This is a genomic window from Acinetobacter sp. WU_MDCI_Abxd143, from assembly GCF_025514195.1.
Classification (GTDB): domain Bacteria; phylum Pseudomonadota; class Gammaproteobacteria; order Pseudomonadales; family Moraxellaceae; genus Acinetobacter; species Acinetobacter pittii_H.
Map to the genome: position 1 here is coordinate 601029 of NZ_JAHPTH010000002.1, position 20579 is coordinate 621607.

The 20579-nt window shown below is 39.5% G+C and carries 17 protein-coding genes; 12 read left to right on the forward strand and 5 right to left on the reverse strand.

Annotated features, from left to right (window positions below; all coding sequences use genetic code 11):
• The first annotated feature begins 395 nt into the window (after nt 1-395).
• From mqo to KTI79_RS07720, 4 genes are all read left to right on the forward strand, one after another.
• Nucleotides 396-2036 carry a malate dehydrogenase (quinone) gene (gene mqo / locus KTI79_RS07705; protein ID WP_032055116.1) on the forward strand — a complete coding sequence of 547 codons (1641 nt, stop codon included), beginning with the start codon at nt 396-398 and terminating at the stop codon, nt 2034-2036.
• 91 nt (nt 2037-2127) lie between these two features.
• Nucleotides 2128-2598: a hypothetical protein gene (locus KTI79_RS07710; protein WP_032055117.1), complete on the forward strand. Its 471-nt coding sequence runs from the start codon at nt 2128-2130 to the stop codon at nt 2596-2598.
• Between the two features lie 216 nt (nt 2599-2814).
• Nucleotides 2815-3693 carry a homocysteine S-methyltransferase family protein gene (locus tag KTI79_RS07715; protein WP_032055118.1) on the forward strand — a complete coding sequence of 293 codons (879 nt, stop codon included), beginning with the start codon at nt 2815-2817 and terminating at the stop codon, nt 3691-3693.
• 5 nt (nt 3694-3698) lie between these two features.
• Nucleotides 3699-5033, forward strand: coding sequence for a basic amino acid/polyamine antiporter (locus tag KTI79_RS07720; protein ID WP_032055119.1), 1335 nt, complete (start codon nt 3699-3701; stop codon nt 5031-5033).
• Nucleotides 5034-5088: 55 nt separating this feature from the next.
• Here KTI79_RS07720 and KTI79_RS07725 read toward each other — a convergent pair whose 3' ends face one another.
• Both KTI79_RS07725 and KTI79_RS07730 read right to left on the reverse strand, forming a co-directional pair.
• Nucleotides 5089-7002, reverse strand: a complete 1914-nt coding sequence (locus KTI79_RS07725) for an alpha/beta fold hydrolase (protein ID WP_032055120.1) — start codon at nt 7000-7002, stop codon at nt 5089-5091.
• Nucleotides 7003-7153: 151 nt separating this feature from the next.
• Nucleotides 7154-7861 carry a YoaK family protein gene (locus KTI79_RS07730; protein WP_032055121.1) on the reverse strand — a complete coding sequence of 236 codons (708 nt, stop codon included), beginning with the start codon at nt 7859-7861 and terminating at the stop codon, nt 7154-7156.
• 323 nt (nt 7862-8184) lie between these two features.
• On the opposite strand from KTI79_RS07730, the gene KTI79_RS07735 reads away from it, so the two are divergent.
• A complete protein-coding gene (locus KTI79_RS07735; RefSeq protein ID WP_032055122.1) occupies nt 8185-8460 on the forward strand; it encodes a hypothetical protein in 276 nt (91 codons plus the stop codon).
• A gap of 13 nt (nt 8461-8473) precedes the next feature.
• On the opposite strand, the gene KTI79_RS07740 is transcribed toward KTI79_RS07735, so the two are convergent.
• Nucleotides 8474-9364, reverse strand: coding sequence for a LysR family transcriptional regulator (locus KTI79_RS07740; protein ID WP_086376085.1), 891 nt, complete (start codon nt 9362-9364; stop codon nt 8474-8476).
• Between the two features lie 185 nt (nt 9365-9549).
• Between KTI79_RS07740 and KTI79_RS07745 the strand changes: the two genes are divergently transcribed.
• From KTI79_RS07745 to KTI79_RS07775, 7 genes are all read left to right on the forward strand, one after another.
• A complete protein-coding gene (locus tag KTI79_RS07745) occupies nt 9550-10494 on the forward strand; it encodes a dihydrodipicolinate synthase family protein (RefSeq protein ID WP_000050876.1) in 945 nt (314 codons plus the stop codon).
• Nucleotides 10495-10666: 172 nt separating this feature from the next.
• Nucleotides 10667-12052 carry an MFS transporter gene (locus tag KTI79_RS07750; RefSeq protein ID WP_000182794.1) on the forward strand — a complete coding sequence of 462 codons (1386 nt, stop codon included), beginning with the start codon at nt 10667-10669 and terminating at the stop codon, nt 12050-12052.
• Between the two features lie 78 nt (nt 12053-12130).
• On the forward strand, nt 12131-13477 hold the full coding sequence (locus KTI79_RS07755) for an OprD family outer membrane porin (RefSeq protein WP_086376084.1): 1347 nt from the start codon (nt 12131-12133) through the stop codon (nt 13475-13477).
• 644 nt (nt 13478-14121) lie between these two features.
• Entirely contained in the window at nt 14122-14406 is a 285-nt protein-coding gene (locus KTI79_RS07760) for a hypothetical protein (RefSeq protein ID WP_032055126.1), read from the forward strand.
• Nucleotides 14407-14600: 194 nt separating this feature from the next.
• Nucleotides 14601-15140, forward strand: coding sequence for a PAAR domain-containing protein (locus tag KTI79_RS07765; protein ID WP_032055127.1), 540 nt, complete (start codon nt 14601-14603; stop codon nt 15138-15140).
• A gap of 2 nt (nt 15141-15142) precedes the next feature.
• Nucleotides 15143-15841 carry a hypothetical protein gene (locus tag KTI79_RS07770; protein WP_005303198.1) on the forward strand — a complete coding sequence of 233 codons (699 nt, stop codon included), beginning with the start codon at nt 15143-15145 and terminating at the stop codon, nt 15839-15841.
• Complete coding sequence (locus tag KTI79_RS07775) at nt 15816-16298, forward strand: hypothetical protein (RefSeq protein WP_032055128.1); 483 nt, start codon at nt 15816-15818, stop codon at nt 16296-16298. Before KTI79_RS07770 ends, KTI79_RS07775 begins: the two co-directional genes overlap by 26 nt.
• Before the next feature lie 252 nt (nt 16299-16550).
• On the opposite strand, the gene KTI79_RS07780 is transcribed toward KTI79_RS07775, so the two are convergent.
• Both KTI79_RS07780 and KTI79_RS07785 read right to left on the reverse strand, forming a co-directional pair.
• Nucleotides 16551-17294: a M48 family metallopeptidase gene (locus KTI79_RS07780; RefSeq protein ID WP_032055130.1), complete on the reverse strand. Its 744-nt coding sequence runs from the start codon at nt 17292-17294 to the stop codon at nt 16551-16553.
• A complete protein-coding gene (locus KTI79_RS07785; RefSeq protein WP_032055131.1) occupies nt 17287-20568 on the reverse strand; it encodes a type I restriction endonuclease subunit R in 3282 nt (1093 codons plus the stop codon). The genes KTI79_RS07780 and KTI79_RS07785 overlap by 8 nt, the downstream gene beginning before the upstream one ends.
• Nucleotides 20569-20579 lie beyond the last annotated feature (11 nt).

The window sequence follows — 20579 nt, forward strand, 5'->3', positions numbered from 1 at the left end:
ACATAAATAGGGTACGAAATAAAAATTAATCGATTTTTATAGGCAAATATTATTCAAATGATTTAAATTTAATCAAATTAAAATTATTAATTTAATTTCAAATATTTAAATAAGGAATATTAACTTAAATTATCTCACTTAAAGTCAATATGGTTAAATATAAATCATATTTATGATTTTGATAAACCCCATTTATTATAAAAATTGTCTTGTCAATGCAAAATTAGTCTAAAATATAGTGTGTTTGCGATAATCCCAAGTCATTTTTATTTTTTTCGAAGTTCTCAAATTTTGAGAATTCACTTTCGCATTTATATCCATTTTGTCTGGATACGCTGTCTAGGTTTCCTCACACCTTAAGTGACTCAAATAACTTATTTTAAGGTCCCCCTTACATGAAAAAGTTTTTGAAATACCTTCTGGTATTAATCATTCTTATTTTAATTGCAGGTATTGTTTTCTTGTTTAGACCAACTGCGTCAAAACAAGTAGAAACTGCAAAAGATGAGCCAGTTGTTGATGCTGTTCTTGTTGGCGGCGGCATCATGAGTGCCACTCTCGGTACTTATTTCACTGAGCTTGAACCAAACTGGCAAATTCGTATGTTTGAGCGTCTTGATCAAGTTGCTCAAGAAAGTTCAAACGGCTTTAACAATGCCGGAACAGGCCACTCTGGCTTTATGGAAATGAACTATACCGAAGAGAAAAACGGTAAGATGGAAATTACCAAAGCTGAAAAAGTTGCTTCTCAATTTGAAGTTGCTAAACAGTTCTGGTCACATCAGGTAAAACAAGGTGTTTTAGCTGAACCAAAAACATTCATTAACCCAGTTCCGCACATTGCTTTCGTTTGGGGCGATAACGTTCAATTCTTAGAAAAACGTTATGCTGCCATGATCCAAAGTCCGCTGTTCAAAGGCATGAAATTTACTGAAGACCCAGCTGTAATTAAACAATGGGCACCTTTAGTCATGAATGACCGTGACCCTAGTCAAAAAGTTGCAGCAACTCGTATGGATGTTGGCTCTGACGTGAACTATGGTTCAATCACTAAACAATTAGTGAGTCATTTAAATCAAAATCCTAATTTCAAATTACAGACTTCAACTGAAGTGACCGGCATCAGCCAAAATGATGACAAAACTTGGACGGTGGCTTTCAAAAATTTGAAAACTGGTAAAGTAGATCACGTTAAAACACGTTTTGTATTTATCGGTGCAGGTGGTGCAGCAGTTAAATTATTGCAACTTACTGGTTTACCAGAAGCGAAACAATATGCTGGCTTCCCTGTTGGTGGTGAGTTCTTAATTACTGACAATCCAAAAATTACTGCAGAACATACAGCGAAAGTGTATGGCCGTGCTGAACTTGGTGCGCCTCCAATGTCTGTACCACATATTGATACACGTTATATCGACGGTAAAAAATATGTATTGTTTGGACCATTTGCAACGTATTCAAACAAGTTCCTGAAAAATGGTTCTCAGCTTGACTTGCTTGCATCAACAAACAAAAGCAACGTTTTACCAATGACCACTGTTGGCTTGGAAAACCTTGATCTTGTTAAATACTTGGTGAGCCAAGTGATGATGTCAGATGAAGACCGTCTCAATGAACTTCGTAAATACTACCCAGATGCGAAAGCTGAAGACTGGCGTTTAAGCCAAGGTGGTCAACGTGTTCAGATCATCAAAAAAGAACCGGGTAAACCAGCAACACTTCAATTCGGTACAGAAATCTTTGCGTCTAAAGATGGTGCTGTAACTGCATTGTTAGGTGCGTCGCCTGGTGCTTCGACTTCTCCATACATCATGCTTAACTTGCTTGAAAAAGCTTTCCCTCAGCAAACTGAAGGTAAGTGGAATCAAAAGCTTCATGAAATTGTAGTGTCTTATAAGCAAGACTTGAGCAAAGATCCTGTGTTACTCGACAAAGTTCGTCAGTACACAAGTTCTACGCTTGGCTTGAACTATACATCTCCGTTCAAAGCTGCAAACGATGAAACTGCTGCTGCCCCAGTTGCAAAAGCAAACTAAGTTTGACGATGTATAAGTAAAATACCAAAAGGATGAATTTCGATTCGTCCTTTTGTTTTTTAAGCCTTCACTTGAGATATTTAGATTCGCTATGACGCCTTTAAACTCATCATCTCGCCTCTTGTCATTTTGTTTTAAGCTCGTGCTTGTTTTGCTACTGACTTATCTTTTGGTGAGCGGGTTTTATATGTGGATGATTGGTGGTACAGCCATTTATGTCAGCTCAGCCTTGTTACTTGCCATAACTGCCTACTCTTTTAAGCTCGGTAAATATCAAAAACTATGTGCTGTTTTAAATGTGTTGATGAGTGCAATGGCGTTATATTTCAGCACTGCTCATTTATTTTTCTCCCCTGTTCAATTCTTTATATTTTTACCTGCCTTATTTTTTGTCCTGTTAGCTTTTGCTCGCCTAGAAAAAGTTCGGAGTTTATCTAAGGTTTTAATATTCATCAGTTTATTGATTTGGTCAGGCATACACTTTATGCAGCTTGAGCAACTTAAAGCGTATTATAAAACGCAGCATACTGGTGAAAGCTGGCAACAATTTGGCGCTTTATAAGATCATTTTTTATTCTGTATTTTTAAATAAAAATATTTTCAGTTTCACATGAAGTTCATCAGTAAAACTGAACATTGTTTACAGAATTCCTCCTAAGAAAAATTATTCATAACAATCTAATTTATTTAGAAATATATCGAGCATATTCGCGATTGAACACGATTCATCTACACGCTAGATTAGCTGAATTATTTTTCTCCCTTTACGTTGTATTTTATGAAAATTTTAGATGGCGGTTTAGGCCGTGAATTGGCCCGCCGTGGCGCTCCGTTTCGTCAACCAGAGTGGTCTGCTCTCGCACTCATTGAAGCTCCTGAAACAGTAAAAGAAGTACACCTCGATTTTATTAACGCTGGTTCAGAAGTGATTACGACTAATAACTACGCTGTTGTGCCGTTTCATATTGGACAAGAACGCTTTGAAACAGACGGCGTGCGTTTAATTAAAGTTGCAATTGAACAGGCAAAAAATGCGGTTAAAGAAAGCGGCAAAAATGTCAAAATTGCTGGCTGCTTACCACCGTTATTTGGCTCTTACCGTGCAGATCTGTTCCAACCTGAACAGGCTAAAAACCTAGCTGAGCCCATCATTAACACATTGGCACCGGAAGTAGATTTTTGGCTCGCTGAAACCCAATCTTGCTTAAAAGAAGTTGAAACCGTCCATGCGTTATTACCACAAGATGGTAAAGACTATTGGGTGTCATTTACGCTGCAAGATGAGATTAAACAAGAACAAGCGCTACTCCGTTCAGGCGAAAATATGCAACAAGTGGCTGATTTCATCAAACAATCCAATGCCAAAGCAGTGTTATTTAACTGCTGCCAACCTGAAGTGATCTTGCAAGCAATTAATGAAATTAAAGGACTTATTCCTGAGTCTGTGCAAATTGGTGCTTATGCCAATGCTTTCCCACCGCAAGATGAAAGCGCTACTGCCAACGATGGTCTCGATGAAATTCGTAAAGACTTAGATGCTCCAGCTTATCTTGGTTTTGCTAAACAATGGCAGCAAGCAGGTGCAAGTTTAGTGGGCGGTTGTTGTGGTATCGGGCCAGAACACATTGCTGAACTCTCTCAATTTTTTAAAGAATAAATACCATGTCTGCTGCCAAAATTGGACTATTGTCTCTTACAGCGCTGGTCTTTAGTTCTATGGTGGGGTCAGGCGTATTTAGCCTCCCCCAAAATATGGCTCAAGTCGCTAATGGCTCTGCCCTTCTTGTTGCATGGCTCATTACTGGGGTCGGCATTATTTTCTTGGCCCTCACTCTATTACATTTAACGCGTCAACGACCAGATCTTGACGGTGGTATTTATAACTATGCGCGGGAAGGTTTTGGAGACCTCATCGGGTTTTGCTCGGCGTGGGGTTATTGGTTATGTACCACCATTGGTATTGTCGGTTATGTGGTGATTGCCTTTTCAGGCGTCGGCATGTTTACCGATAGCAAAGACCATATTATTTTTGGTGAAGGTAATACGCTCTATTCACTGATTGGCTCAAGCATTTTTGTATGGCTGGTACACTGGTTAGTGAGTCGAGGCATTAAAGAAGCTGCGATTGTGAATTTACTGGCAACCATTGCCAAAATTATTCCAATGGTGGTTTTCATCTTCTTTACCTTCATTGCATTTAAGTTTGATTTGTTCAAACTCAATTTAAATGACTTCTCTTTGCAAGTTCCACTTTGGCAGCAAGTGAAAGACTTGATGCTCATTACCCTTTGGGTATTTACCGGTATTGAAGGTGCTGTAGTTTTATCATCGCGTGCAAAAAAGCGTCATGATATTGGTAAAGCAACTATTTTAGGTGTTTTGCTGGCATTAAGTTTTTACGTGATGGTGACAGTATTGGCTTATGGTGTGGCAAGTCGTGAAGCGCTTGCAGGCATGCATAACCCATCTATGGCGACCATTTTACAGCAACTGATCGGCTTGCCGGGTACCATCATTATTACCATTGGACTGATTATTTCGGTTGCATCCTCTTATTTAAGTTGGACTTTATTTGCCACTGAAATTCCATTTTTGGCTGCAAAAAATGGTGCTTTCCCGAAATTATTTTTAAAAAATAATCAAAATAATGTACCCATTTCATCCCTTTGGCTCACCACCATTGTGGTGCAAGGCTCCCTGATTGCCGTGTATTTTTTCAATAAAAATTACACTCAGCTTTTATTGATTTCATCGGTCATGATTTTGCTACCTTATTTTCTGGTGTCGGCTTTTTATCTTAAAGAATCTATTCGCCATAAACGCACACCGCATATTGCGATTGCAAGTGTCGCTTCAATCTATGCGCTTTGGTTACTCTATGCGGCAGGTTTAGACTTACTGCTTTTGTCTGGTGTTTTGTATTTGGTCGGCTTGGTCATTTTTTCAATCAGCTACTTTGAGCATAAAAAATCGCTCAAACAAAATCAGCTAAATTAATTATTTCAACCACTGTTGACCTAGTTCAACAGTGGTTTTCTAAAAACAAAAATTTCTATTTTGAAGGCTGCGACTGCTTTAAATGCAATCGTAAAATACGGCGTAATTCTAAAATTGCCTCTGGGCTAGTTTGAATTGAATGGCCACCTTTAATAATCAGCTCTGACTGCTCCCCACCCAAATGTGAACTTTGATAAGGAACAATCCCATCACTGCTTTTTAACTTATCTGTTGTCCCATTAATATTACCCATAATCGAGTGATAGACCACTTGGGGCGATGGTTGAATAGCTTGAGTCAACTGCATAAAGTTGGAAGAACGGCTTAAATTACTTGCTCCGTTTTCAATTAAGCCTTTTCTGAGTTTGGTATTTTTCTCATCTCTCATTTCGACCGCAATAAAAAAATCGGCGGGCAAACGAATAATACGGCGGGCAATTTGGGTAAACCATCGGTCGGCGTAGTCTGTACCATGATGCGGTGCCGAAACAAAAACAACTCGATTAAAATATGGCAAAGCCTTGAACTGAAAACGCTCACGAATGACCGGATTTTCTTTTAAACGATTTAGCTGAGCTTCATTCATTTTTTGCATGGCTTGCTCTGAAACATCGGCATTGCTCACCAGTAAACGGCTAATCACGCCGCCCATACTATGCCCAACTAACACGGCATCATGTGCCGCATAGCTGTCTTTAGCAACATTTTGAAAAGCTTGATTCAGCAATGAATAAATCTGAAAACGACTTTCAAAAATTGGCATATTGGTTGAATAAAACACCTGCCAAACCTGATAGTTTTTTCTTAATTCGGCATCGCCCATAATGTCATTGGTTAGGCTCACCCACGCCTCTGGGCTACTTGCTAAACCATGAACAAACACAATAATTTTCTTATTCGGGTTAAAAGGTTCCAGCATATATAAATGCGGCATGATTAAATTGGCTTCTTTATTAATTAAAGACCAATAACCTGCTGCGCCTAAATTATATTTCGACAGCCAAAGCCCATAAGGTGCCGAATAGTTTGCCGTTAGTGGATAGTCCACACCTTCAATTTTTACACGATCTTGTCGATATGGATCGAACATTGAAATTTCTAACTCTGCCCCAGCAATGACCTGATCGGCTGTGGCTTTTTGTTTTGGATATGCAATGGCAGTAGCTGGAAAGAAGCGTGGTAAATGAATATTAGGGTTGGCTTGGTGAGCATAAAAATTATCGGGATCTAAAATGAAGACGTGGTTCACATCATTTTCTTTACGCCCAACAATAAACTCTGCCCCCAAACCATCCTTACGGTTAACGGTATTAAAACCGGAAAAGTTCATGTTATAGCTTGAGCGAAAAGTATCGACTTCAATTTTTTGTACATCTAACGCGTGGTCAAAATTGACGTGGTACTCATGCCCATCTGCTTTCAGCAATGGCGGAAAACGATGTGTATTTAAATGATTAAAATACGTGGTCATGAGCTTTGACAAGGCAACGTTATAAAAAATACGTACCTGATTTTGGCGATGATCAAACACCCGATCAAACGGCGACTCTTCAGAGTCAAATAAATAGACATAACTATAGCGCAAGCTTTTATCGAACAGCGCTAACTCATGCTCAACGCAACTGTTACTTTTATTAATGACATTACACTGGCTGCTACGCCCGACATCTAAAGCTTTTGCCAAGTAAATTTCACTCAGCGCAGCATAGCGTTCTTCTCGGCTGCTATTTTCGGACAGGCTCTGAACCTTATTTAAACAATCATCAAAATTTTGTAGGCAAGTTTTTTCATCTTCTTTGACCAAATACAGTAAGTTTTGGGTTTGATGACTTAAGGTGCCATCGGTCAGAATACTTTCATTCTTACTTTTTAAAGCATTGCTTAAATTACTTTCTTTTAAATGAATGACCTGACAGCCACTGAGCAAAGCCATTATTGTTATGATTGAATAATGGTAAGACTTAGTCATTCTGCCTTCCTTAATCGAATGTATTCCCCATCTGGTCATTATGCCTGTAAAGCAGTGAACGAACAATTTCGACTCCGCTTCCGTCTTCCTTTATTACGAAAAAAAAGCCTGAACTCATTTTAATTCAGGCTTTTTTGTTATTTTCTTCAAATTAAGCTTGGTTGAACTTTTGCTGTGAAGCTAAATAAGAGAAATACAAAATTGGTAAGATAAACGGCACCACACTCCAGAAATCAAAATAAACATAGAGTATCGCTCCCAAGAAAGCACCAATCACAAACCCAATTACAATACTGGCGCTTTTTAGAAAACTGGCCCGATTGGCTGCGTTATTGTTTTTAAGTAGGTTGGCAATATCAATCCCAAGCTGGGTAGTGTTGCCTGTCATCATGGTGCTTGGGCTAATATTTTTAATAAGGGTTTTGCTTGAAGTATTACGAATAGCCAAAGCAATTAAACCCAGTCCTCCCGTTACTGCAACTGTTAGCGCATCCGGATTTTTAAATGGTTCGAAGTAAAGCCCTGCCACCATAAAGGCACACAGAAAAATAGCTTCAAATAAAAATAAATAAGACAGCGTTTTGTGTTTGACCTGACTGCGGTCAATTAATAGTTTGGTAATAACAACGGTCAAAATAAATAGCGGGATTGCGGCAAGCTTGATCCATAAACCCGAGCCACCTTTAACCCATGCTGCCCCTGCCAACACTAAGTTTCCCGTCACATGCGCGGTGAAAAAACCAAACAATGCAATAAAGCCAATAGTATCAATTGCCCCGCCCACCATAGTGAGTAAAACAGGATCTCGACATATGGCCCAGGTACTTTGTTTCTCTTGTTGCATTGAGGTATCAGGCATAAGCTGCATCCTATTATTTTAAAGTCATTAATTCAGTACAAAGATGTTTTAAATATTTAAAAACAAATCAAAACTAAAGCATTTATAAAAACAAAAAAGCATGTAAAAACATAGAGTGTTTAATGTCGCAACACTGTCTTCAAAATAGCAACAATTAAAATTGTCTGTTTTTAGCACAATAAAGGGTTCTCATCTTCAAATCAATTTGACCTCTAAAACTGTTCTAACTATGATGAAGCCGCGAGTTGTTATCAACTGATTTTGAACATGAAAAAGTTATGCCAAGATATGGATAATGAAAAACAACAACGACGAGAAGGAATATGTCACTTCATAATTATTTAGTTTTTTTAGGGGGATTATTATTTGTGTCTGTTGCTTTTGCAGGTCAAAAAAACAGTCCTCATCGTGATTTCTACTTGAAATGTATTGCTGCTGGTCACAGCCGTGCAAGCTGTACATGCATTTATCATCGTTTAGAACGCCAATACTCGCCCAAATTTATGAATAAACTTGGAAATTTAAGTTTACAAAGCCCTGAGGTACCGCGTGACTTTGTAAAAACCATGCGTCGTACCATGCAACAGTGCCGTTCTTAGCTTTACCAGTGCATTAAAGCAAATCGGCCAAATTCCTAATTTCCTCCATCACCGCCTTACACGCAGGCGTTAAATAGCCATGCTTAGAAATAGACAAAGAAATATAACGCTTTAGCGTGGGATTAATAATTTTTGCGGCTTGAATTGAGGTGTATTGGCTGGCTTTTTTTAAAGCTTGCGGCCCCAACATGGTGTACATGCGAGATTCGGAAACCAAATGCGTTTGTAAACTAATCGAGTCGGCTTCAAACACAATGTTTAGTTCTACCCCATTTTCATAGGCCATGTGGTCTAAAAAATTGCGCCAGTTACTTGGCCTGCAAAACGTGACCAGTGGTAACTGACTTACCTCTTTAAAGTCGACTTCATTGGCCTGAGTGAGTGCATCTCCTTCACAGCCGACCAAATAGGTATCGGCTTCAGTAAGGTAAACATCGCCCTGTTTAGGCGTCGGATTAAAACGATAGAGTATGGCTAAATCGACGCTGCCATCTTCGAGCCATTTTTCTAAATGTACCCCTTGCCCTTCACGCACCGACAGTTTAATTAAGGGATATTTCTCTTGAAGCACTTTATAGAGAGTCGATAACAACGGATGTGCAGTAGACGGCAAACTGGCAATGCGAACTGTACCAATCGGTGTATCGGTCGAGTGCAAAATTTCATTATTAAGTTGGTCGGTCACGTTCAGCCATGAACGAATTTTAGGAAGTAAATGCTGGCCTAAATCGGTGAGTTCTACGCCACGCCCAGTTCGGTTAAACAAACGACCGCCACATTGTGCTTCAAGCTCGTTCATTTGCCGACTGATTTGCGGTTGGTTGGTGTTATGCAGCATCGCGACTTTGCTTAAGCTACCGAGTTCCACCGCGTCTAAAAATATTTTCCATAATTCATAATTCATCGATTCTTCCTAAATCGTAAACTTGCATTTTTGAGCCATACATTTTCAGTATAACTGAAATTCAAGAATTGGTAATTCCTACATAGCTCACCAATTTCTATACTCCAATCATGTTCTCTACAACACGATTTAAGTCAGATTAAGAACCAGAGAATATTTAATTACACTGTATAGGAAGTACGATTATGAGTTTAGATTTACGTGGATTAACCCCAGCACCTGTGACTCCTTTTACCCGTGACGGGCAAGTAGACCATAATGCAATTCAACGTTTAGGTTCATGGTTAGGCAGTATTGATGGTGTGAAAGGCTTGGTTGTTCTTGGGCATGCAGGTGAAGGAACATTCTTGTCGCAAAAAGAACAAATGCAGGTCATCGAAAGCTTTGTTAAATCGGTAGATGACAAAATTCCGGTAATCGCAGGGATTACACTCGAAGGTACTTCGGTTGCAGCAGAAGAAGCAAAACGTGCAGTGAGCGCGGGTGCTTCGGCAGGTTTGATTTATCCTTCACATGGCTGGTTGCGTTTTGGTTATCAAAAAGGCGCACCACAAGACCGCTATAAAGCAATTTATGAAGAAAGTGGTTTGCCATCTATTTTATTCCAATATCCAGATGCAACGAAGGCCACTTACGACCTAGACACTCTACTCGATATTTCTGCACAGCCAGGCGTATTTGCCATGAAAAATGGTGTACGTAACATGCGCCGCTGGGATGTCGAAATTCCGATTATTCGCCGTGAACGTCCGGACTTACAGGTGTTGACGTGCCACGATGAATATTTGCTTCACACCATGTTTGATGTAGACGGCGCTTTAGTTGGCTACGGCAACATTGCTCCTGAACTTTTAATTGAAATGATTAAAGCAGGTAAAGCCAAAGATTACGCTAAAGCTCGTGCGATTCACGACCAATTATTACCAGTGACTCGCAATGTCTATCACCGTGGTTCACACATGGAAGGCACAGTCGCGCTTAAACATGCATTGGTTGCTCGCGGAATTTTGGACCATGCCACTGTGCGTTCGCCACTGCTTCCACTGGCAGATGGTGCTGAGCAAGAAATTCATGATGCGATGCGTCAAGCTGGAATTGGCAAGGTCGATTTAACCCAAGCCGTTGCTTAAATTCTATTCGGGCTAGCATGTACGCTAGCCTTTTTTTCCTGTACGCTGCCTGAGGCCAAACATCGGGCATGTCTCTTAAAAACAATAATAAAAAGCATGCAAACTGTGGTGAACAGGTAGTGCGAAATAGAACAACAAAACTACGAGGAATGTAGTGATAAGGAGATATAAGATGACAAATCTAGCGGATGTAGAACAAATTAGTCATCATCAAAAAAATGCGGAAATTATTGCAAGACTTGAACGGCTCCCCGTCACTGGTCGGTTGCAATTTATGCGAATTACCATCGGTATCGCGACCTTTTTTGACGCTTATACTGTTCTTGCGATTGCCTTTGCTTTACCCCAACTCATTACCGAATGGCACCTGACCCCTGCCTATGTCGGTGCGATCATTGCCGCGGGCTATGTTGGGCAACTGGTCGGTGCAATCTTCTTTGGTTCTCTTGCCGAAAAAGTCGGTCGTTTAAAAGTGCTGTCTTTTACCATTTTACTGTTTGTGGCAATGGACATTTCTTGTTTGTTTGCGTGGAGCGGAATGTCGCTGTTAATTTTCCGTTTCTTACAAGGTGTGGGAACAGGTGGCGAAGTGCCTGTTGCGAGTGCCTATATTAATGAGTTTATTGGTGCAGAAAAGCGTGGTAAGTTTTTCTTGCTCTATGAAGTTTTATTTCCACTTGGTCTTATGTTTGCAGGCATGGCAGCATTTTTCCTGATGCCAATTTACGGCTGGAAAGTCATGTTTATTGTGGGCCTCGTTCCCTCTTTACTGGTCATTCCTTTACGGTTTTTCTTACCTGAGTCGCCACGCTGGCTTGCTTCAAAAGGCCGTTTTAAAGAAGCGGATCAAGTCGTCAAAAGCTTTGAAGATGGTGCCATCAAAAGCGGTAAAACTTTGGCTGAACCTGTAGTTAAAGAAATTAACCCGCAAGGCATGGCAAAAACCGACTGGCGCGAGCTGTTCCGTGGCATCTACCGCAAACGTACCTTTACCCTGTGGGGCATGTGGTTTTGTGTGTATATGGTGAACAATGCCATGGTGACTTGGCTGCCATCTCTTTACAAACAACACTTTGGCCTGTCACTGCAAACCAGTTTAGGTTATGGCTGGATTACTTCGGGCGTGGGTGTGATTGCCTCTATTATCTGTGCGTTAATGATTGATAAAGTCGGTCGCCGTCCTTGGTACAGTGCAGCGTTTTTCTTGGCGATTATTCCACTCATGAGCCTCTCGGTTTTAGGCGCAAAATCGGCGATGGAAGTTGTAATTTTCGCAACGATTAGCTATGCCATTTTGCAGACGATTTCATTCTCTTTATACCTCTACGCTGCCGAACTTTACCCAACTCGCCTACGTGCCATGGGCATTGGTTTTAGTACCGCTTGGCTCCGTGCCGGCTCTGCAATTGGGCCTGTTATGGTGGGTCTGGTTGTTGGTGGTTACGGCATTCAATATGTGTTCAGTGTGCTGGCGGTTGTGGCGCTCATAGGTGGTCTAGTCACCTTCTTGTTTGCCATTGAAACCAAAGGCCAAGTGCTCGAAAAACTCTCTCCTTAATTCATCCATTTCATAAAAAGCTTGCCTAACCTTAGCGTTAGGCAAAGGGCTTATTCATGCTTAAAAAAGGAATTTAAAATGAATAAATATTTGCTATGGGGCTGTATTGGCTTAGGCAGTGTGAGCAATGCTTATGCAGAGCTTCCTCAACAATTTGGCAAGTTAGAATTAAAGCTTAACACCCGTTACTGGAACGATGAAGGCACTGCCCACCCCACGCTCGCTAACCCTTCACCTTCGTCGAGTGAATATGAACAAAGTGCTTTAGGGCTTGAGTTAAATTATCAGTCACCTTACTTTTGGGACTGGCTTGGGGTAGATGGCTCACTCTATGCAGTCACTAAGTTATTTGACTCTGGCAAGCCTAGCGCCCAACTTTTAGAGGTCGAAAATAACGGCAAGCTCGATCAAAACTTTGCAACTTTAGGGCAGCTCTACCTCAAAGCAAAACTCGGCGATAAAGGCGAAATTAAATTAGGCCGTCAGTTGCACGATTCGCTTTTACTCAAAAGCACCAATAACCGCGCGGTGCCCGATACCTTTTCGGGTGCGAGTGGTCAGTTTCAACTGAATGATCAGCTACAGACTTACATGGCTTACTATGACCGCTGGAAACCGCGCAGCATGGACTCTTTTGAAAAACTGGTGACTGAGAATGACGAACGAATTGATTATATCGGTTTGCTTGGTGCCAAGTATCAATACAAAAACTGGAGCGTGAATGCCGAATATTTAAATAGCAAAGATTATTTAAAAAAGTACGGGGCAATTGCTCAATATAAATTGCCCTTGCATGGCTTAGTGTGGACATTCAACACAGGTGCTTTTTTCTCGCGTGATGATGGCAAGCTGTTTAAATGCGGTGCCGAAACTGAGCTGGATTGTGTCAAAGGCCAAGACATTAACAACCGCGGGAATGGTTATTTTGTCGATGTAAATGTGGCCAAAAATAATATTGAAGGTGGCATTGCCGTTTCAAAGTTTGATGGTTTTTGGATTGAAGATAACTTTGCCGTGCACTCCGCCCGCAACTCGGTTTTAACGCAAGACCACGGCACCAACCCGTTTCCGACCTCTGCGACCATTGGCCCCGACTTTACCAATAACGATGAAACCGCTGTCGCCCTTCGCTTGAAATATAACTGGAAAGACTATGTGAAAGGTTTAAAAACCGAAGCGAAGTATATTTATGGCTTTGGCGCTCACCAAAGTAACATCAGCAGTGATATTGAAGGTAAAGAGCGTTACTTTGACTTTACGGTGAGTTATGCCTTGCCGTGGGTGAAAAACTTAGATGTGCGTTATTCATTTTTGCATTATGAATCAAAGTTTGAAAATGTAAACCTAGGTGAAAAAATAAATGGCATGACCCGTAAAGATTGGGATCAGCACCGAGTATTTATTAATTACCGTTATACATTTTAAGCACAGGCTAAACGTTTAGTTTAGCTTTATTATTTTTATTAATTTACAGCTTTAAATATATTAACTTTTGAGTTTTATTAAAATATAAATTTATATTTAAAATTTTTATAATATTTTATTTAAATTGAATTGACCTGTTAAAAACTTATGATTATTATGGTCTCGCTGGCCTACATTGCCAGTCGGTTTTGACAGACCGAGTATACAGCGTATCAGGTTTATACTTCCTGAGTATCAGACTTGTGCGCAACCTGCACCTCCCCCTTACCGTTGCGGTAGGACGGGAGGGGGACGCGCTTGCGCGTGCTGGTGTATACCCAGTCTGTCAACCCCTTCTCGTTCTACCACCCAAATCAATTGACGGTGATTTTTGGTGGTAGAGCTCCATAAATTTTTAGGAGTTAACCATGACCTTTTTTAGATTAATCCCCTCTCCCTTATAAACTTTTTATTTATTTAAAATTTGGGTTTTCTATTATCTAAATTTTCAAATTTATAAATTATTTTTATTTTAAAATTTAAGTCATTTTATTTTATTGCTTTTATAGGCGGGTTAACTATTGCCTTTAAAAATGATTTTAAAACTTAAAATATAGCGGTTTATTTTTTCTCATTGATATATCCCCAATCATTACGAGAATAATATGAAATTTTATAAAACTATTTTAGTTTTAGCCCTCGTTGTCGGCGATTACAGCGTTTCGGGTTGTGACCTACACACTCAGCAGGATTTTGAAAAAATTTGCCTGTCGGGTGGGCACACCCAAGCCAGTTGCGACTGTATTTTCCAACGGCTTGAACAAGTGTATTCACCTAAGCTCATGCAACGTCTAGAACATGTCAGTTTGCAAAGTCCTGCTCTCCCACAGGACTTTGCCCCTACTTTTTTTAGTGTGATGCGGCGGTGCGATAAAGAAGACATGGGCTAAGCGTTTGGCTTAGCTCCCTTATCTCTGTGTCGCAATGGTGGACGACTTTAAATCAGCGCAAAAAATTAAAGTTCTGTTGTGGCACGGAGGCCTTGGAAAATAAGTCAGCTCTACTGAACAATAAAACTATACAGTATTGTCTACCCCCTCTTTGGTATGATTTTGAAACTTCATAAAGATAAGAAGGAATAAGTTTGGCAACACCATATATAACAATAGGCTGTCCCACTACTGGTGGCGGTCAAGTAATTTCAGGGAACAGCATGTTCCTAATTGACGGGATTCCCGTTGCCTGTGTCGGAGACAAAGCCACCTGCCCAACTCATAAAGTTGTTGCAACTATTGTGTCAGGCGACCCGTATATGCAAATCTTTGGTAAAGCTGCTGCTCGTGTTAACGACTCTCTTTCATGTGGCTGTAAATTACTCCCTCAACAAAACCTAGTAGTTCAAGACAATGGTGGAGGTTCTGCACAAAGTTCATCAGCGAGTAAAGCACAAGATAGTTTTGTTCCTCAAACTGACGAGCACGGGCTTAAGTTTCAGCTTAAAGATCAAGAAACTGGGAAGCCACTTGCACAGCAATATTTTAAATTGAAAGGACCTGACGGCACTGAAATCGAGGGGTTTACCGATAAAAGTGGTTTTACAGAGCTAATCAAAACAGGCACAGAAGCAAAAGAAGTCGATTTAACAACATTTGATTTATCTAAGCCAATGGCTAAGTGGGAATAAAAATGTCAGATAATAATTTAGGGAACCCTTATCGCCGCAATATCCCTGGCTCTTCACCAGCATGGGACTCGTATCCGAATGAGCAAAAAGTTTGTGAAATCACTGAGCCACTTTGTAATGATCATATTAAAGTTCGTAATTACGCGATGGTTCGACCTTATAATTTTATGATGAGCATTCAGCATTGGGCAGAGGTCGCAGATAATACAATCGAAATGCTGATGGCAGCTCGTTTTGGTATGGAATGGGATATTAATAAACTTAATGATGGTTACATGAGTGACCCCGCTTTCCATACCCGAATGTACATAAAATTTCAAAACTATGTGCTAAAACACTCAGTAAAAGAGATTCCTCGAATTGTAGGAGAGTTTCAAAGTACAGCTTTTAAAGTACGCTTTCTAAGTACGTTTGCGGTCGATGAACTTCTTGAATTACGCAATTTAAGTAAATTTGATCAAGGTAAAGAAATTTACTCTAAAATCGAAGATTTGAAAGATACGCTTAAAAAGTTAGATGTTGTTACTGCAACTAGGGACTTAGCAGATTTACAAATGAATCACGGCCCCCTACACATCAACCGAAATATGTTCAAAAAAGTCTTTGGCCAAGACTATAACCCTAAAATGATCCAAATTATGAAGCAAAATAGAGAATATTCAGGAGACCCACATAATGTTGGCAACCAAAACTTATATTAAATTTATTTGTGCCCCTCTGTTTATGCTTTTCATTAATGGTTGTGCAAATACACAAGTAAATAACGATAAAGAAGCTTTAGTTAATGCAGGGCGTGGCGCAGTCAGTGTAATAACTACAGATTACCGAGTGTATAGATATGCTCTTCAAGAAAAAAATAGTGATGTAACTAAATCATTAGTTTATGCAACATTAACAAAAGCAAATGCGTTAAAAGCTTTTGAGGAAGGGGCTGGGAATGGTTATGTTATTGAAGAAAGTTTGAACACTAGTAAGCTAAATAAAATCTGCTGGATGGCGAAATTCGCTCGCGAAACAAAAGATGTAATTCCGCCTGAAGAACAAAATAACTATAAAGATATTTATGCTTGGCTTAATTCTAAAGAACAAGTGTGGTTAAAAAAAATAAATTCTACTTATACTAAAGATGAGCTAGGGCCTGACGATTGCCGTAAATAATGATTCATAAAAAGCCACTTGTCATAAGTGGCTTTTTTATTGAGTTTTTTTGGGATGGTTACCCATTTAAAGATAAGGTAAGAGTAGCTGTAATAGCGTTTTACTCTAAATCATCGCAAAAAATTAAAGTTCTGTTGTGGCACGGGGCCTTGGGTTTGTGTACTTATTAAGCTGATATAAATTATTAGAATAAAAATGCAGATCAAAAAAGTCATTCATTTTTTAATATATTGAACATCATTAATAAGCAACTTAAGCAAAAAACTTTATTGCCATATTATCTAACAGTTCCTTTCTTAATTCCCAATCTGGCATAACTTGGTTCATAAGCTGATAAAACCTTTCACTATGATTATGCTCAGCTAAATGACAGAGTTCGTGCAATATCACATAGTCAATACATTGAGTTGGTGCTTTAACCAGATAAGGATTTAAAACAAGTGTCCCTTGTGGTGAACAGCTTCCCCACTGTGTTTGCATCTTGATAACCCGAAACTTTGGCTTTTCGGTAACCCATAGAGCTCGATCCAAGACATGATCTAAACGTTTTAAAAATACACTCTTCGCCTTTGCCTTATACCAATTATCTAGCACTTCTTTAATATGACCAGCATCCTTTCGGCTCACATAAACTTCAAATTTGCCACGCAATAGTTTTACACTCGGAACGTCATTATTCTCTATAACTTTTAATAGATACTGTTTGCCCAAGTAGTAGTGGCTTTCACCACTGATATATCGACGTGGAAGAATTAACTCTTTCTGTTGGCGAAAGTCACGTAGTTGCTGATAAACCCATCGGCTACGTTTCTGTATCGCTTTTAACACATCATGATCAGTCGCGATTTCAGGAGCATGGACGACGACTCTACAATCAGCATGTACCTTAATTAATATTTTATTCACTTCTCCAGAACGCGGTACTCTTTCATAAGTAATTGTTTCATCCCCATAAATGAAGCTAAATGATTGAGTTCCGATAGCATCTTTACCCACCGTTCAGTCCTACCCGCGTAATTTGTACAATCATCTCTACAATTTTCTTCGCATGATCCATCCCACTACCAATTGATTTACATTCTTTAAACATCATCGGTAGTAACTTTTTACGTATGTCAGCTTCAATGTTTTGTGGATTAATAGAATTTTCTGCAACTGAATTTATTACAGAACTATCAACCTCAAAAGCAAGCTGAGTCCATTTATCTTGATTCTGCTGGTCAATTACTGCAAAAGCTTCAGGCAATATTTTCTTAAACACACCGTAATAAGCTTGTGCATGTTTATTAGTACCAAATACATCAGGAATTTCAGCTAAACGTCGAGACTCAACTTGTTCTTCAAATTCTCTAAAAAGCATGTATTGTTTCAAAAGATGATCGAACTCCTTTTCAGCATCTTCAATTGCTTGACGTAAAAGTTTAGAAAAAGCTTCCTGAGCATACGGATCATCCCGTAGCTCTTGTTCAATCATCTTGGTTACACGCGTTTTGATGATATCCGTTTCATTACGGGTCTTCTCTTCACTCCAATCTTCAGGCTGTACAACTTTACCCATTTTGCCTACTTCATAGACACCATTAGGCTCTTTTACCTCAACACCCACCACATGTTTATCAAGAAGCTTTTTAACTTGATCAGCATATTGATCATAATCTACTGTTTCACCAGCATCGCGCTTAGCCAACTGACGTAGACTTGAAAACAACTTAACGGTTTCTTTGTAATGTTGACGATCAGCATCTGTAAAACTTTTATCTTCAAAAAATGTAGCTGACTGTAATGCAACTTTCAAACAGCTCGCAAATTCAGTTAATGCCTCATAAAAATCATCACGTACTTTCAGATGTACATCTACTAATTCACCATTTCTTTCCTCAATATGAGGTACTAAAACTTGGCGTAACTGCTCAATATCATTTTTATTTTTTACATTCTCAAAAATTGCCCAAAGTGCTTTGTATAAACGAGGCAAACGCTTATATTCAGTACTCATTTGAGTATATAAGCCAGCAATATCATTGATGTCGTAACCACCTTGGATATGAGCAGCCAAGTTCTGATATTTAAGAATCGTCGTATCCAATTCTTTTAAAATGCCCCGATAATCAATCAACAAGCCGAATTTCTTCTTAGGATGAAGTCGATTCACACGTGCAATCGCTTGAATTAGATTGTGTTCTTTCAAATTTTTATCAATGTAAAGAACAGTATTTTGGGGTTCATCAAATCCTGTTAAAAGTTTATCAACTACAATTAACAATTTGAGCGAATCATCTTTTTCAAATCGTTCAATCACATGTTTTGTATAAGCTTGTTCATCCTGATTCCCAACATTGTCTTTCCACCATTGTGTCACTTCTGGTGTGGTTGACTCATCAACTTCTGTATTTCCTTCACGGGTATCTGGAGGACTCATGACGACTGCTGACTCAAATAAGCCTGCTTCATCCAAGTACTTTTTATACTTAATCGCTGAAGCCTTGCTATCACAAGCAAGTTGGCCCTTTAAACCATCATCGATATTTTTAACAAAATGGTTCGCAATATCTAAAGCAATCAACCGAATACGGTCATCCGCAGTATAAAGTTGACCTTTTCTCGCAAATTTACGCTTTAAATCTGCTTTTTGCTGATCTGTTAGCCCTTCTGTAATACGCTCAAACCACGTATCAATTGCTCGCTCGTTTACATCTAAGTCAGGGATACGCTCTTCATACAGCAAAGGTGTTACGGTTTTATCCTCCACTGCTCTTTGCATGGTATATGCATGCACAATAGGACCAAACTTATTTACCGTTTTTTCATCTTTGAGCAATGGCGTACCTGTAAATGCCACAAATGCTGCATTTGGAAGAGCAAGCTTCATTCTTACATGATTTTCACCGCCTTGACTTCGATGACCTTCATCAATTAAAACAATGATATCTGAGCTCTTATTTTCACATTCAGGTAGTTTCGTAGCTGAATTAAACTTCTGGATCAAAGAAAAAACAATTCGCTCTGTACCCTTGCCAATTTGCTCAGCTAAACGCTTACCTGAAGTTGCCATGGCATTTTGCTTGTCTTTTCTACCCGCTAACTCACCACCCGAAGCAAAGGTTTTACTGAGTTGATCCTCCAAATCGACACGGTCAGTTACGACCACAATGCGACATTGTTTTAAAGCTTCATGCAAGATTAAAGCTTTACTCAAAAAAACCATCGTAAAGGACTTACCCGAACCCGTAGTGTGCCAAATCACGCCACCTTCACGACCACCGCTTAAATTTTTAGTGCTAATTCGCTCGATGAGTCGTTTGATGCCAAAGATTTGCTGATAGCGAGCGACAATCTTCCCAGCTTTTTTATCAAAGAGTGTATATAGGCGAACAATCTCTAATAACCGTTCAGGCATTAATAAACTGATGAGTAATTGATCTTGACCTGTTACAGCTAATTCACCACCTGCAATGAGGTTCTCATACCATTTCAAATCATCTGCTGGACGGTATGCGAATAGGCTATCTTTTTGTGTAGTACTCAGTTTCTTATTTTTAAATGCATACATTTCTGCATCAGAAATATCCTCTTCACGCCATGCAGCCCAAAATTTCGCAGGCGTATTACATGTACCATAACGCCCTTCATGCCCATTAATTGAAAGAAGTAGTTGGCTATAAGCAAAAAGATGCGGAATTTCATCTGGACGCTGATTGCGTAAAGATTGGGAGATCCCTTCGTTGATGGTTGGACCTTTCTTTGCTTGGCTATCTGGTCGTTTTGATTCGATCACCACTAAAGGAATACCATTTACAAAGCAAACGATATCAGGTCTTCGATTATCTATCCCACCTGAGCGAGTTACACAGAATTCTTCAGTATAAGAAAAATCATTATTGTGAACATCATGCCAATCAATGATTGGGATGGTTGGGCTGACCTTCTTACCATTCACAAACTCAGTGACTGAAATACCGTACAGCAAATGGTTATAGATTTTTTCATTGGCTGTAAGTAATCCTTCATTCAATGCTGGACTACTAATTTCTGATATCAAATTATCTACTGATTTTGCAGAAAGCGGATATTCTTGACCAGCAAAGATGAAGGTACGCTTTGATAATTCATGACGCAAAATCTGACGTAATACAACTTGGTCCTGTTTACCATCACGAGCAACTAGTGCCTGTGATGGGGATAAAAACGACCATCCCAAATTCGTAAGCAATGTTAATCCGGGGATCTTAGCACTATATTCTTCTTGAAACTTAATTGAGAGATCGTTCATATCTAACCAAA

What these genes read in the sequence shown, in the direction of transcription:
- KTI79_RS07755 (WP_086376084.1), top strand. Translation starts at nt 12,131, where the DNA reads ATGAATAAATATTTGCTATGGGGCTGTATTGGCTTAGGCAGTGTGAGC.
- KTI79_RS07730 (WP_032055121.1), bottom strand. Translation starts at nt 7,861, where the DNA reads ATGCCTGATACCTCAATGCAACAAGAGAAACAAAGTACCTGGGCCATA.
- KTI79_RS07735 (WP_032055122.1), top strand. Translation starts at nt 8,185, where the DNA reads ATGTCACTTCATAATTATTTAGTTTTTTTAGGGGGATTATTATTTGTG.
- KTI79_RS07745 (WP_000050876.1), top strand. Translation starts at nt 9,550, where the DNA reads ATGAGTTTAGATTTACGTGGATTAACCCCAGCACCTGTGACTCCTTTT.
- mqo (WP_032055116.1), top strand. Translation starts at nt 396, where the DNA reads ATGAAAAAGTTTTTGAAATACCTTCTGGTATTAATCATTCTTATTTTA.
- KTI79_RS07715 (WP_032055118.1), top strand. Translation starts at nt 2,815, where the DNA reads ATGAAAATTTTAGATGGCGGTTTAGGCCGTGAATTGGCCCGCCGTGGC.
- KTI79_RS07760 (WP_032055126.1), top strand. Translation starts at nt 14,122, where the DNA reads ATGAAATTTTATAAAACTATTTTAGTTTTAGCCCTCGTTGTCGGCGAT.
- KTI79_RS07740 (WP_086376085.1), bottom strand. Translation starts at nt 9,364, where the DNA reads ATGAATTATGAATTATGGAAAATATTTTTAGACGCGGTGGAACTCGGT.
- KTI79_RS07785 (WP_032055131.1), bottom strand. Translation starts at nt 20,568, where the DNA reads ATGAACGATCTCTCAATTAAGTTTCAAGAAGAATATAGTGCTAAGATC.
- KTI79_RS07710 (WP_032055117.1), top strand. Translation starts at nt 2,128, where the DNA reads ATGACGCCTTTAAACTCATCATCTCGCCTCTTGTCATTTTGTTTTAAG.
- KTI79_RS07725 (WP_032055120.1), bottom strand. Translation starts at nt 7,002, where the DNA reads ATGACTAAGTCTTACCATTATTCAATCATAACAATAATGGCTTTGCTC.
- KTI79_RS07720 (WP_032055119.1), top strand. Translation starts at nt 3,699, where the DNA reads ATGTCTGCTGCCAAAATTGGACTATTGTCTCTTACAGCGCTGGTCTTT.
- KTI79_RS07750 (WP_000182794.1), top strand. Translation starts at nt 10,667, where the DNA reads ATGACAAATCTAGCGGATGTAGAACAAATTAGTCATCATCAAAAAAAT.
- KTI79_RS07770 (WP_005303198.1), top strand. Translation starts at nt 15,143, where the DNA reads ATGTCAGATAATAATTTAGGGAACCCTTATCGCCGCAATATCCCTGGC.
- KTI79_RS07775 (WP_032055128.1), top strand. Translation starts at nt 15,816, where the DNA reads ATGTTGGCAACCAAAACTTATATTAAATTTATTTGTGCCCCTCTGTTT.